Genomic DNA, 14,330 nt, shown 5'->3' with positions numbered 1-14,330 from the left:
TTTCTTTATTATATAACGAAAAAAAGCCGAACACATCCATTGATGGCTCGGCTTTGTGAACTTCATTCATTACGCATGTTTTGCGATAAATGCTTCTAAAGCTTCTTTTGGTTGGAAGCCTACTGTTTTGTCAACTAATTCTCCATCTTTAAATAATAGTAAAGATGGGATTGACATAATTTGATACTGAGCTGCAGTACCTTGGTTATTGTCAACGTCAACTTTTACAATTTTAGCCGCACTACCTGCTGCGTCCATTTCTTCAAGAACTGGCCCAATCATTTTACATGGTCCGCACCAAGCAGCCCAAAAGTCTACTAGTACTAACCCTTCTTTAATATCGTCCTGGAACGTAGCATCTGTTGCATGTACAATTGCCATTTGAAATCCTCCTTAAACTTACTATGCTTGTAGTATAGCATGGATAAATTCACTTGAGCGAACAATCTGCCTACAATGTATTTTTTATGCAAATCTGTGTCGAAAAATCAATACACAGTCATTAATTGACTTGATAACGACCCTTCAATACATAGGTTAACGTAATAAAAAGGTAAATAGCTAACGTAATGCCTGTCACAATAATAGATGTGGTGAAAATAATTCCGATGAGAATCGCACTTAACGCCAATATAGCTATCCAAGTCGTATAAGGGAACCATTTTACTTCATAGGCACTTGTGTGCTCTGCTTGTTTTTTACGTGATTTTAAATGAGCAATCGCAATAATTAACCAAATAAATAACACAGTATAACCAAGTGATCCCATTAGAAAATCAAATGTTTTGCTTCCCGCATATAAAGATAAAATGACCCCTAAATACATCGCTAAAGTACACATTAAAATAGCATATACTGGTACTTTTCGTTTCGATAAATAAGCAAAGATTTTAGGCACACGTCCATCTACAGCCTGTGTATAGAGTACGCGTGATGAACCATACAGTCCTGAATTCATTGATGAAATAATGGCAAGTAAAACAACAGCGTTCATAATATGGTCTGCCCCTGGAATACCAACCATTTTAAAAACCATGACAAACGGGCTTTCAGGAACCCCATTTACTTCATTCCAAGGAATCAAGCTTACGATAATAAAGAATGGCAGTAAATAAAAAGTAACAATACGTACTAATGTACTGCGAACAGCTTTTGGCACTACTTTTTCCGGATTTTTCGTTTCAGCTAATGTAATCCCGATGATTTCTGTCCCACCATAGGAGTAGATAACTACAAGCATGGCAGCAATTAATCCCGTCGAGCCATTAGGGAAGAACCCACCATGCTCCGTTAAGTTAGCAAAACCAACAGCACTATGATTTCCAAACGTCACAAGCAATAAAATAAGTCCTGCAATGATAAAGACAATAATAACAGTAATTTTGATTAATGCTAGCCAATATTCTGTTTCTGCAAAGATTTTTACGGATAATAAATTAATCGCTGTTACTAACACAGAAACAGATAGTGCCAGTATCCAAATTGGATATTCTGGTAACCAATATTGAATAAAGATAGCAGCCACGACAGACTCTGCTGCAATATTTAAAACCCACATTTTCCAGTAGATCCAATCTAGGAAATACGCAGGGTATTTACCTAACACGGATTGCACTAAATCTCTAAAGGTTCTCGCTTCTTTATTACGCACGGCCATTTCTGCTAAGCCTTGCATAACAAATAATAAAATAATGCCGCCGATTAAATACGCAATCAGCACAGATGGTCCTGCCATATCAATGGCTGCACTACTTCCTTTAAATAATCCCGCACCAATGGCACCACCTAACGCCATCATCGTGATATGACGCGAGGTCATTGTTCTTGTTAATTGTTGCTTGTTTTTTTCCACTTTCTTACCTCCTAAATATCAAAAAAGCATACCATCTATTCCTTCATCATCAAATGAAAGAAGAGACGATATGCTATCAGCAAACCGCGGTACCACTCTAATTGGCTCTTGAGAACCCAGCTTAAAAAACCTTGTAACGAAGGTTAATCGTCAAACAAATAGAATAATCTGATAATTCTATTTGTGTTACCACTCATAGGCAAGTTCAAAGTCTTATTGGTCTGCGTTGCACCAACCCGCAGCTCTCTTCACCGAATAACGAGCTTTTACTACTCCTAATCTTTGCGTTTCAAATCATTAATGTATCCATCACTATAATGTCTATCGTTAATTATGTCAATATTTTATTTTGCAATAATTTTCAAATAGTACTTTTTAAAATGGAAAGCAATATAAAAAAACAGGAAGGGTTATCCCTTCCTGCATCTGTATTACGCATTCACTTTTAATGCTTTAAATTCTTCAATTAGAAGCGGAATAACTTCAAATAAATCTCCTACGATACCATAATCCGCTACTTTGAAAATATTTGCTTCAGGATCTTTATTGATAGCAACAATGACTTTTGAATTGGACATTCCAGCTAAATGCTGAATTGCGCCCGAAATACCTGCTGCAATATAAAGATCTGGTGTTACAACCTTACCTGTTTGTCCGATTTGCAGCGAGTAATCACAGTATTCAGCGTCACATGCACCACGTGATGCACCTACTGCACCGCCTAGTAAATCAGCTAACTCTTTTAATGGCTCGAAACCTTCTTCTGATTTCACACCACGACCACCAGCAACAACTACTTTCGCTTCTGAAAGATCTACACCTTCTGAAGATTTACGAACAACTTCTTTAATAATTGTTCGCAGGTTTGTAATCTCTACAGTGATTGCAGACACATCACCTGTTTTTCCATCTGCTTTTTCTAAAGGTGTAATGTTATTTGGACGAATAGAAGCTAAAACAACGCCTTCTTTAACTTTTACCTTTTCAAAGGCTTTACCAGAGTAAATTGGTCGGATGAATACCACATCATCGCCGGCACCTTCAATAGCAGTGACATCAGATACCAGACCTGCTTGCAATTTGCTTGCAATTTTTGGCGATAAATCTTTCCCATTTGCTGTATGACCAAAGACAATACCTGCTGGTTGTTCTTGCTCGATAACAGCTAATAGTGCTTGACTATAGCCATCAGATGTATATTGTTTTAAATGTGGATGTTCCACTGTTACTACTCGATCAGCACCATATTCAAATAGTGGACCTGTTAAACCTACTACAGCATCCCCTAAAAGTACCCCAACAACTTCGCCACCATCAGCGATTTGTTTTGCAGCTGCAATTGCTTCGAAAGAAACATTACGTAAGCTTCCTTCACGAACTTCACTTAATACTAATACTTTTTTTGACATAGCATATTCCCTCCGTTACCCTTTAAGATTCGATTGACATCCAATAATTAAACAACCTTTGCTTCCGTGTGAAGTAGATTTACCAGTTCTTTTGCTTGTGCAGAAAGGTCGCCTTCTAAAATACGGCCTGCTGCTTTTTGAGCTGGTAAGAAGATGTCTACTGTTTCAATCTTCACTTCTACATCATCTTCATCGATATCTAAATCATCTAACTCAAGCTCTGCAAGCGGTTTCTTTTTCGCTTTCATAATACCTGGTAGAGATGGGTAACGAGGCTCATTTAAACCTTGCTGAGCAGTTACTAATAACGGTAAAGAAGTTTCAATTACCTCTGAATCCCCTTCGATATCTCGAACAATTTTCGCAGATGTTCCGTCAATTTCAAGTTTTGTAATCGTAGTAACATAATTCATATCCAATAGATCAGCTACACGTGGACCTACTTGCCCTGAACCACCATCAATCGCAACATTTCCTGTTAAAATTAAATCTGCATCTTTATCTTTTAAGTATTCTGCTAGTAGATAAGCTGCTGCATTTTGGTCTAGCTCATCTAAATCATCTTCTGTATTAATAAGCACTGCTTCGTCTGCTCCCATAGCAAGCGCTGTACGTAATTGCTTCTCTGCATCCTCGCCACCAATTGTCACCACTGTTACTTTACCACCAGCAGCATCGCGAACTTGGATTGCTTCTTCAATGGCATATTCATCATAAGGGTTGATAATGAATTCTGCGCCGTCCTCTTGGATTTTACCACCCGACACAACGATTTTTTCTTCTGTATCAAACGTACGTTTAATTAATGCAAAAATGTTCATATATCCATACCTCCTGGAACGTTTTATAATTCTAAGTAAACTTATAAATATTATATATTTTCAGTTTCGTTAACGCCGATAACATACTGAACGTTGCTATCGACATTTGGAAAATTATTTGCCAGTAAACACAGGCTCACGCTTTTCAATGAATGCTTGAATTCCTTCTTTGGCATCTTCTGTGACAAATACTGTCCCAAAGGATTTCGCCTCTGCTTCAATGCCTTCATAGAATGATGCATGCTTTGCATATTGCAATGTTTGAATAGCTGCTTTTAAAGCAATTGGGCTTTTCTTAGCAATGCTCTTAGCAATCTTTAACGTTTCTTCTAGCAATGCTTCGTCTGGGAATGAACGGTTTGCTAAGCCCCACTGAACAGCTTCGTTACCAGAGATTGGTTCACTTGTAAACATCATTTCAGCAGCCTTAGCTACTCCAACATAGCGTGGTAAGCGCTGTGTACCACCAAAACCAGGAATAAGACCTAATTGTAATTCAGGTAAACCTAATTTTGCTGATTCAGTGACAAATCGCATATGACAGCTCATTGCTAACTCAAGCCCTCCGCCTAATGCCGCACCATGGATGGCTGCAATTACAGGCTTAGAAAACGATTCAACACGCTCAAAAACCTGCTGCCCGTTGCTAGCTAGCTTTGTAAATTCCTCTCCAGATTCTACCCCAATAAATTCTTTAATATCTGCCCCTGCAGAGAAGAAACGGCCTTCACCATGAAGTACAAGGACTCTTACAGCATCATCGTGTTCTACAGCATCTAGCACAGCGTTAACTTCTGCAATAATACCGCGAGATAATGCATTTGCTGGTGGACGTGCAATTGTAATAATCGCTACTCCATCTTCTACTTTCCAACTTAGAAATTCCATTTCTCCACATCCTTTTAAGCTTTAATGCCGTTCAGGATTAATGCCTGAACCTTTGGAACCTGTTCCATCAAATCATATCGATAGTCATTCATAACCCACGACGTAATAGTTTCATCAATTGTTCCAAAAACCATTTGTCGAGCCAAGCGTACATCCATCGTCTGATTGAACTCACCTGTAAGCATACCCTCGATTAAAATTTGGTCAAGTAGCTGTAAATACTCGCGCAATACGGAATTAATTTTTAATCGTAAGTCTTTGTTTGACTGGCGAAGCTCTAATTGTGTGACAGTTGCTAGGTATCGATCTGTCGCTAGAACATTAAAATGATTTTCAATCATTCGTGAAAGTTTGTCTTTAGACGTACTCCCCTTTTCTATTATATCTTGTAATGACTCTACAAAAACAGCCATTTTTTCATTAAAGACAGAAATTAATATATCTTCTTTATTTTTAAAATATAAATAGATTGTTCCATCGGCCACCCCTGCCTGTTTGGCGATTTTCGATACTTGCGCTTGGTGATACCCATTTTCCGCAATAACGATGACAGCTGCATCAATAATTTGTTTATATTTTGGCTTATCTCGTTTCACTTTTATATCACCACCTAAAAAACATGCGCACGTCGATATGACGTGTAAACCTAAAAAAATATGAAAATATGAATGGTCATTCATTCATATTTTCATATTATATTTTACAGCATTGCTTGTCAATACTTTCACACGTATTTATTTCGCTTCTTTATTCGCTAATTTTGTTTTTTCTTCTTCAACTAACGTACGACGCAAAATTTTTCCTACAGCTGTTTTTGGCAGCTCTTCTCTAAATTCATAATAACGCGGAACTTTAAAAGCTGCTAGATGCTGACGGCAATATTTATTTAATTCGTCCTCAGTAATCGAATATCCTTCTTTTAATACAATATAAGCTTTAACTGTTTCACCACGATACGGATCAGGTATGCCTGCTACTACGCACTCTTGGATCTCTTCACGTTCATATAACACTTCTTCTACTTCACGTGGATAAATATTAAAGCCGCCTGCTATTATTAAATCTTTTTTACGATCTACTACATAGAAGAAGCCTTGCTCATCCATATAACCAAGATCACCTGTTAAAAACCAACCATCAGCAAATGTCGCTGCTGTATCCTCCGGACGGTTCCAGTAGCCCTTCATTACTTGTGGTCCTTTAACAGCAATTTCACCAACTTCACCAATAGGTAGCTCTTCTGTATCACCTGTACGTAAAATAACCGCTTCTGTATTTGGCCAAGGTAAACCAATCGAGCCAATCACCCGCTTCCCCCAAATTGGCGTAGCATGTGTTACAGGTGAGGTTTCAGTTAACCCATATCCTTCTACTAGCTTTCCACCAGTCACCGCCTCAAACTTCTCTTGCACTTCAATCGGCAATGAAGCAGAGCCACTTAGGCATGCCTTAATGGATGATAAATCATAATTCGCAATGTCTGGGTGATTTAAAAGGCCGATGTATAAGGTTGGTGCGCCGGGGAACAGAGTTGGTTTTTGTTTATCAATTGTTTTTAATGCCGTTTCTGCATCAAACTTCGGTAATAGCACCATTCTATTTTGAGTGAATACAGATAAAAGCATAACAGTTGTCATGCCATAGACGTGGAAGAATGGTAGAATGCCCATAATGGTTTCTTCACCATGAACACATTTATACATCCAAGCATCACACATTGTCGTATTGGCAATTAAATTTTTATGGGTCAGCATAACGCCTTTTGGGAAACCTGTTGTCCCACCCGTATATTGAAGGAGTGCTAGGTCTTCTTCAAAATCAAATGGCATATTGTCAATTATCTTAATTGGTGCTGAACGCATTATTTCTGAAAACAGATGATTTTGACCGCTATGTTCAACCTTGACACTAAAGCCATACTGCTTTTTTTGAATAAATGGATAGACTAAATTTTTTGGGAATGGTAAATAATCCTTAATAGCTGTCACAATGACATTTTCAAGAGCAGTCTCTTTCATAATTTTCATGACTCTCGGATATAAAATATCCATGACAAGAATAACCTTTGCTCCTGAATCAGCCATTTGATATTGAAGCTCACGTTCAGTATAAAGTGGATTTGTTTGTACTACAACAGCACCTGCATACATGGCACCATAGTAAGCGATTACACTTTGTGGCGTGTTAGGCAACATAATTGCTACTCGATCTCCCTTTTCCACACCTAGTGTTTGTAAATAGTTTGCGAACCTTAAAGCTGACTCATATAGCTCGGTGTACGTCAAATCCTTTCCCATAAAATGAATCGCTACTTTGGATGGATTCTTTTTATAGGCACGTGTCAAAAACTCTTGCACTGGAATTTCCTCAAACGTTAAAGACGATGGTACTTCTTCAGGATAATTTGCTAGCCATGGTTTTGCTGTCATACGTCCTCTCCCCTTTGTCCCAAACTTTGTCAATTCTTATATTTATTATAATGAAAAAGAAATACAGTTTCAAACAGAAAATAGAAAATAAATGCATTTTCGATTAATTATTATGCAATTAACAACATTAATATGATTGGTATTTATCAGGATTTATTTCAATACACCTTATGAATGCTCGTTCATTCTCGAGTCACTCCATAAAAAAACAATCAGCATATTCCTATATTATAAAAATAATTTTTCTACCCTTTAATAGAGTTTTATGAAAGAAAGTTAATAGGTTGTAGTAGAAATTTATGCTATGTACAATTAACAAAAAACGCATCCTCATAAAGAGAATGCGTTTTTTATTTAAATCGTTAACATATAGTAGACACCTACTGCCAAAAATGCAATACAGACAACGATTAGTACTTTTGCTAATTTTTCCATGTCATGACACTCCTATGCAATACTTGCCCCAATTACAAACGAAAGACCGACTGAAATGGTAAAGGAAATGAAACCAACTGAGCGATTATCATTGGCAATCTCTTGATCAACGTTAAAACGAGGTGTCATAAATTCAAATAAGAAATACGCTACAATCAATAATGTAAAGCCAAAAAGGCCCCAACCGATCATTTCACTTAATGTGCTATGACGTGCAATGGAAAAGCGGAAGATATTACAAATCCCTAGTATTTTCCCACCTGTTGCAAGAGCCACAGCCACATTACCTTTTTTAATTTCTTCCCAATTTTTATATTTCGTAACGACTTCGAACAATGCCATCGAGACGACTAAACATAATACTACAACACTAAAATATCCTGCCGTTTCGATAATTGGATATCGCCAAAAGCCAGAATTCAGCATTTTTCTCCGTCCCCTTTATAGCTTATTTCAATTCAACAATTGTGACGCCTAAGCCCCCTTCACCGGCTTCACCAAAACGGAAGGATTTTACGCGCTTATGCTTTTTCAAATAGCTTTGAATTCCTTGACGTAAAGCCCCTGTACCAACTCCATGAATAATGGACACACGACCATAATTAGAGAGTAATGCATCATCAATATATTTCTCTGTTCTTACGATTGCATCCTCATAACGTTCACCACGTAAATCTAATTCTAGTTTCACATGACTATTTCGATTTTTCACACCAGCTGTTCGTAATACAGGCTCTTTTTCAGGTTTAATATATTCCAAATCACTATCTGAGATTTTCATTTTTAAAATCCCCATTTGGACAACCCATTCAGTATTCGACACCTTTTCTAACAAAGTACCTCGTTGACCATAGCTTAACACCTTTACCTCGTCTCCGACAACTAAGTTTTGTGCACGAGCTTTGACTTGTGCCGCCTTTTTTAGCACTTTATTGTCTTCAAGTGGTGTTGCTTCTTCCAAGCGTTTACGTGCTTCAATCAATTCATGCTCCTTGACAACTTGATCAGCATTTTTACGCATTTCTCGAAGCTCTGCAATAATCGCTTCTGCTTCACGTTTTGCTTCATCAACAATTTTACGCGCCTTTTCCTTCGCCTTCTTATCAAGCGCCTCTTTACGCTCCTCATAGGCTTGCAATTTATCTTGAAGCTCTTTACGTAATGTTTCTGATTCTAATAGCAATGCATGCGAACGCTCTGCATCATCTTCAGATTGGCGACGTGTTTCTTCCAATGAGGCAATCATCGATTCAACCTCATGTCGATCGGTTCCAGTAAAGCCTTTAGCACGATCAATAATGGATTCAGGTAAACCAAGTCGACTGGAAATTTCAAATGCATTTGAGCGCCCAGGTACACCGATAAGTAGACGGTAGGTCGGGCTCAAAGTTTCAATATCAAATTCTACACTGGCATTGGCTACACCTGGTCGATTATAGCCATAAGCTTTTAGCTCAGGATAGTGAGTTGTAGCCATTACACGAGCACCGCGCCCATGTACTTCGTCTAAGATTGAAATGGCTAAGGCTGCCCCTTCCTGTGGGTCAGTACCTGCCCCTAACTCATCAAAAAGAACAAGTGATTCGTGATCAAATTTTTGTAGGATGTCAACAATATTAACCATATGGGACGAGAACGTAGAAAGTGACTGCTCAATTGATTGCTCATCACCAATATCGGCAAATAATTGCTCAAATACAGCAAGTTCTGAGCCATCTAATGCTGGCACTGGTAATCCAGCTTGTGCCATTAATGTACACAGACCAACCGTTTTTAATGTCACCGTTTTACCACCTGTATTAGGACCTGTAATGACAATAGCTGTAATGTCTTTACCAAATTCAATGTCATTGGGAATAGCTGATTCTATTGGTAGCAATGGATGACGCGCACGTATTAGTCGGATATAACCATCCTGATTCATTTTAGGCATTGTACATTTATTGGCTTGGCCATATTTGCCCTTTGCTAAAATGACATCGATATCGCCTAATACCTTCACTAAGTTAAATAAATCTGATGCTACTTCTTGCACCATTGCACTTAATGCTAGTAAAATACGTTCAATTTCAGCCTGCTCTTTCATTTTCAAGCGATGAATTTCATTGTTTGCTTGGACAACAGAATCTGGCTCAATAAATAAGGTTTGACCAGAAGAAGATTGGTCATGGACAATCCCACCATAGTGGTGACGATATTCCTGCTTTACGGGAATAACAAAGCGATCATTACGAATTGTCACAAGTGTATCAGAAAGCATTTTCGCTGCATTACTTCCCCGAATTAAACTTTCCAGCTTAGAGCGGACTTTCCCTTCTTCAGCACGCAAAGATTGGCGAATAGAGCGCAATGTTTGACTAGCAGAATCTAAGACAGCTCCATTGTCGTCAATACAGTTATTAATTTCATGTTGCAATCCTGTTAGGACAGGCATTGCTTCCGTTTTGGAGATGAAATGGGGAATATCAATCACTTCATCGGCTTCTAAATCTTCAATAAAATTGCGTAGAATTCGGCTTGCTCGAATCGTGCTCGAAATTTCCATTAGTTCTACTGCTGCTAACATGCCTCCTATTTGAGCACGTCTGGCAGAGGGACGGACATCAAAAATTCCGCCCATTGGTACATTGCCCTTCACACGCAAAATGGATAGTCCCTCATCCATTTCCTCTAATAATTGTACTACTTTATCAAAATCTGTTTGTGGCACAAGCTCCTCAATGGCAGATTTACCAATAGAGGAAGTACAATAGGAAGCCACTTGTTGCCTAACTTTATCGTATTCTAGTGTTTTCAATGCGCGTTCTGCAATCACTGAGAACACCTCCTCAGCTATTTATTTCGTTGGATGAACGCTTCAAACTGTTCACGCGTCCATGTATTCACAATCATATCTTTCGGTAACCATGCTCTATTTGCATAGCGAACCCCAATATCCATAAAACGTAAATGTGCAATATCATGTGCATCTGTGTTGATGGCTACTGGCACACCTGCTGCGCATGCCATTTCTAAATGTTCTACACATAAATCGAGACGATACGGATTTGCATTTAACTCTAAAATTTTACCATATTCCTTTGCCCACGCAATTAACTGTTTCATATCAGGATTATAACCATCGCGATCTTCAATAATTCGACCAGTCGGATGGGCAATCATATGAACATAGGGATTTTGCATAGCTGTTAGTAAACGTGCCATAATTTTATCTTGCGATTGTGTAAAACTAGAATGAATGGAAGCAATAACAAAATCGAGCTCTTTTAACACTTGATCTTCGAAATCAAGGGAGCCGTCTGGTAAAATATCCATCTCCGTTCCTTTAAACAAATGAAAATCTGGATGTGCTGCATTAAATGCCTCAATTTCTACACGCTGCTTTTCTAAACGCTCCGGTGTTAATCCATTTGCTACTTTTAGGAATTGCGAATGGTCTGTAATAACGCTATATTGATAGCCTCGTGCTAGTAACGCCTCGCCCATTTCTGCAACAGAGTATGCACCATCTGACCATGTTGTATGCATATGCAAATCAGCTTTAATATCCTCTAGTCGAACTAAGTTTTGAATTATGTTTGTTTTGTCAAATTCTGCTGTTCCTGTCCGTAAGCTCGGTGGAATCCAAGGTAGATCAAAATGAGCGAAAAATGCTGCCTCGTCTTGGAACGTTAAAACGGAACCATCTTCCTGTTCCACACCATATTCACTTATTTTTTCACCACGGGCTTTGGCAATTTGCCGCATACGAACATTATGATCTTTTGAACCTGTGAAATGATGTAACGCAGTCGCATATTCATTGTCTTTCACTAAACGGAAATCAACGCTAACTGGTTCATCTAAGTCTAAAATCACCGAAATTTTTGTATCCCCCGCCGCCACGACTTCTTGAATGGCCAAGCTATTTAACAACGTTTCGCGTACTTCCTCCACTGCTTCTGTCACAACAATAAAATCAATATCTTTGCTAGTTTCTAACGCTCGACGGAAACTCCCAGCAACTGAAAATCGGTCTACTTCCTTCATACTACCTAGAAGCGCCTCAATTTGTAAAACCACAGGCTCAAGCTGCCAAATTGGTAGTCGTTCTGAACGATTTGCTAAATTGGCTAGCTCCTTTAAAATTTTCTCTTCAGTTTTTACAGCAAATCCAGCTAATTCACGTACTTTTCCTGCTTCACAAGCTGCCTTCAAGCTTTCTGCAGAGTCAATACCAAGCTCTTGGTGTAGTTTCGCAATTTTTTTTCCTCCCAAGCCAGGTAATTTTAGCAATGGCAGTAACCCTTTAGGTACAACCTCTTCTAACTCCTTTAACAAACTCGATTCACCTGTTGCCATTAAGTCCTCTATTACAGCCGCAGTACCCTTGCCAATCCCTTTGAGTTTTGTTACATCATCCATTTCGCTTAATGATCGCTCGTCCCCCTCTAGTGCTGCCGCGGCCTTTCGAAAGGCTGATACCTTGAATGGATTTTCTCCCTGTAGTTCCATATATAAAGCAATTTTTTCGAGTGTGCGAATAATTGTTTTTTTATTCATTGGTAATTCCTCCTATCGTAAAAACACTTCCCTCAAGACAGAGAGAAGTGCATAGTTACTATTGCATATAAATATACCACCAGTTTTGGAACATCTTTGTAATAATTGGTGTGTGCTCCAACATGAGACCACTTAACAATGACTTCGACATTAAATTTTGTATGGCATCTACTGGTAATAAGGCGCACACATATAGCAAAATAAACATAATTAAATAGTTTTCAATCATGCCAAGTAACGCCCCAAGCCAACGATTCACAGTATTTAGCACTGGCAAATACGCGATAAAGTCAAATATCGATGCCACGATTTGCAACGTTATTTTTACTGCAAAGAAAATAACAGCAAAGGCAATTACCCGATAAAAGGTACGGTCTAAATCTAGACTATCAATGACAACGCCAAGGCTACCTGTGTCAGTGACGCCTGGATATGGAACCCAAAATACAAATTTTTGTGCTAATGGCTTATAATAAATATACGCAACAATTAGGGCTACTACAAAGCTGACAATATGCATCATCTGTACAATAAAACCTCGTTTTGCACCGACGCCTATACCAGCTAACAGTACCACTAATATGATTAAATCTAACATTCTCTTCAACCCTTTAACTTTTTCAATTCTTCTTCTAATTGCTCCATTCGTTCTTTTAATAGTAAATAATCATGAACTGTATTTACTGCTGTCAGAACAGCAAGTTTTGTGCTATCAAGTGAGGGATTATGTACGTTCATCTCGCGCATACGGTCATCAACAATCGAAGCAACAAGTCGCATATGGCCAATGGATTCAGAGCCGACCATTTTATATGTATGACCATATATTTCAACAGAAATTTTATTCTTTTCTTGTTTTTCCATAGTCGCACCCTCCTATAAATTCGATGCACACACGATTTTAGAGGCTTGTGAGCACCATCACACAAAAAAGCTATTTATTATCATACCATGAAAGGTATAAAATTGTGAACAACGAGGACAGAAAGGAACGATTAAATGGCAAATATTGTGCTTTCCATTTCAACAAATATTCAAAAAGAGGTGATGGCTTACTATGCATCGCACTTTATAGAACGAAAGGCTCCGGGAGTCATTTTTGCGGCAAAACTACCAGATACAGCCATAACTATGTATAAATCAGGCAAATTAATGTTTCAGGGGGGCGGTGCTGAACGTGAGGCAGCACGTTGGGGAACTGTTGAAAAAACTGCTACGCCACTCTCCACTATCGGGGCAAAAGGGGATGTACTGCCTAACAATTTCGCAACCATGTCTGTTTTAGGCTCAGACGAAACAGGCACAGGTGATTATTTTGGTCCAATCACTGTAGCAGCAGTATATGTGCCTACTTCCAAAATCGAACTCATGAATGAGCTTGGCGTAAAAGATTCAAAAATGCTAACAGATGACTATATGAGGAAAATTGCACCTGATTTGCGTGCAGCCTGTGTCCATAGTGTTCTCGTCTTACGCAACGAGAAATATAACAACTTACAAGCGAAAGGCTATTCCCAAGGTAAAATGAAAGCCATGATGCATAACAAGGCACTACAAAACACGCTATCAAAAATGGCTCCTGAAAAACCTGAATTTATTCTAATCGACCAGTTTGCTGAACGTGGTGTCTATTACAATTATTTAAAAAATGAACGTGACCTTGTGCAAGAGAATGTCTACTTTTCTACTAAAGCAGAACAATTACATGTAGCTGTGGCTACAGCATCTATTTTAGCTCGTGCTGCCTTTTTAAAGGAAATGGACCGTTTGAGTGACATTACAGGGCTTACATTAATGAAGGGCGCCTCTAACAAGGTAGATGTGCAAGCAGCCCGAATCTGGTGTAATCAGGGCGAAGAATTTCTACGCTCCATCACAAAATGGCATTTCGCCAACACTGATAAAGCACGGAAGATGAAGTAAATCATACTATTGGTTGCTTAAAAAAGCTTTT

General features: G+C 38.6%; 13 protein-coding genes and 1 other annotated feature. Of the genes, 1 reads left to right on the top strand and 12 read right to left on the bottom strand.

Going from position 1 to position 14,330, the window contains the following annotated elements; translation table 11 throughout:
- Positions 1-69 precede the first annotated feature (69 nt).
- The 12 genes from trxA to zapA form a co-directional block, all read right to left on the bottom strand.
- Positions 70-381 (bottom strand): thioredoxin, encoded by a 312-nt coding sequence (trxA, locus tag EW028_RS14525; RefSeq protein WP_004226420.1) that lies wholly within the window; start codon positions 379-381, stop codon positions 70-72.
- Positions 382-502: 121 nt separating this feature from the next.
- Positions 503-1,819 carry an amino acid permease gene (locus EW028_RS14520; RefSeq protein WP_284705897.1) on the bottom strand — a complete coding sequence of 439 codons (1,317 nt, stop codon included), beginning with the start codon at positions 1,817-1,819 and terminating at the stop codon, positions 503-505.
- Positions 1,820-1,910: 91 nt separating this feature from the next.
- Positions 1,911-2,144, bottom strand: a binding site (T-box leader).
- A 139-nt stretch (positions 2,145-2,283) separates the two neighbouring features.
- Positions 2,284-3,261, bottom strand: coding sequence for an electron transfer flavoprotein subunit alpha/FixB family protein (locus EW028_RS14515; RefSeq protein WP_131521385.1), 978 nt, complete (start codon positions 3,259-3,261; stop codon positions 2,284-2,286).
- A 47-nt stretch (positions 3,262-3,308) separates the two neighbouring features.
- Complete coding sequence (locus tag EW028_RS14510) at positions 3,309-4,082, bottom strand: electron transfer flavoprotein subunit beta/FixA family protein (protein ID WP_131521384.1); 774 nt, start codon at positions 4,080-4,082, stop codon at positions 3,309-3,311.
- Positions 4,083-4,196: 114 nt separating this feature from the next.
- Entirely contained in the window at positions 4,197-4,970 is a 774-nt protein-coding gene (locus EW028_RS14505) for an enoyl-CoA hydratase (RefSeq protein WP_131521383.1), read from the bottom strand.
- A gap of 14 nt (positions 4,971-4,984) precedes the next feature.
- Positions 4,985-5,566: a fatty acid metabolism transcriptional regulator FadR gene (locus EW028_RS14500; protein ID WP_054549980.1), complete on the bottom strand. Its 582-nt coding sequence runs from the start codon at positions 5,564-5,566 to the stop codon at positions 4,985-4,987.
- Positions 5,567-5,704: 138 nt separating this feature from the next.
- Complete coding sequence (locus tag EW028_RS14495) at positions 5,705-7,399, bottom strand: AMP-binding protein (RefSeq protein WP_131521382.1); 1,695 nt, start codon at positions 7,397-7,399, stop codon at positions 5,705-5,707.
- A 447-nt stretch (positions 7,400-7,846) separates the two neighbouring features.
- Complete coding sequence (locus tag EW028_RS14490) at positions 7,847-8,260, bottom strand: DUF350 domain-containing protein (RefSeq protein ID WP_008179180.1); 414 nt, start codon at positions 8,258-8,260, stop codon at positions 7,847-7,849.
- Between the two features lie 22 nt (positions 8,261-8,282).
- Entirely contained in the window at positions 8,283-10,649 is a 2,367-nt protein-coding gene (locus EW028_RS14485) for an endonuclease MutS2 (RefSeq protein ID WP_131521381.1), read from the bottom strand.
- A gap of 17 nt (positions 10,650-10,666) precedes the next feature.
- Complete coding sequence (gene polX, locus EW028_RS14480; protein ID WP_131521380.1) at positions 10,667-12,376, bottom strand: DNA polymerase/3'-5' exonuclease PolX; 1,710 nt, start codon at positions 12,374-12,376, stop codon at positions 10,667-10,669.
- Between the two features lie 58 nt (positions 12,377-12,434).
- A complete protein-coding gene (locus tag EW028_RS14475) occupies positions 12,435-12,974 on the bottom strand; it encodes a CvpA family protein (RefSeq protein ID WP_004226395.1) in 540 nt (179 codons plus the stop codon).
- A 5-nt stretch (positions 12,975-12,979) separates the two neighbouring features.
- Positions 12,980-13,240, bottom strand: a complete 261-nt coding sequence (zapA, locus tag EW028_RS14470) for a cell division protein ZapA (RefSeq protein WP_016991554.1) — start codon at positions 13,238-13,240, stop codon at positions 12,980-12,982.
- Between the two features lie 135 nt (positions 13,241-13,375).
- Between zapA and rnhC the strand changes: the two genes are divergently transcribed.
- Positions 13,376-14,299: a ribonuclease HIII gene (gene rnhC, locus EW028_RS14465; RefSeq protein WP_131521379.1), complete on the top strand. Its 924-nt coding sequence runs from the start codon at positions 13,376-13,378 to the stop codon at positions 14,297-14,299.
- Positions 14,300-14,330 lie beyond the last annotated feature (31 nt).

Source organism: Lysinibacillus sp. OL1, from assembly GCF_004332175.1.
Lineage (GTDB): Bacteria > Bacillota > Bacilli > Bacillales_A > Planococcaceae > Lysinibacillus > Lysinibacillus capsici.
This window is presented reverse-complemented; position numbering and strand designations above follow the sequence as displayed.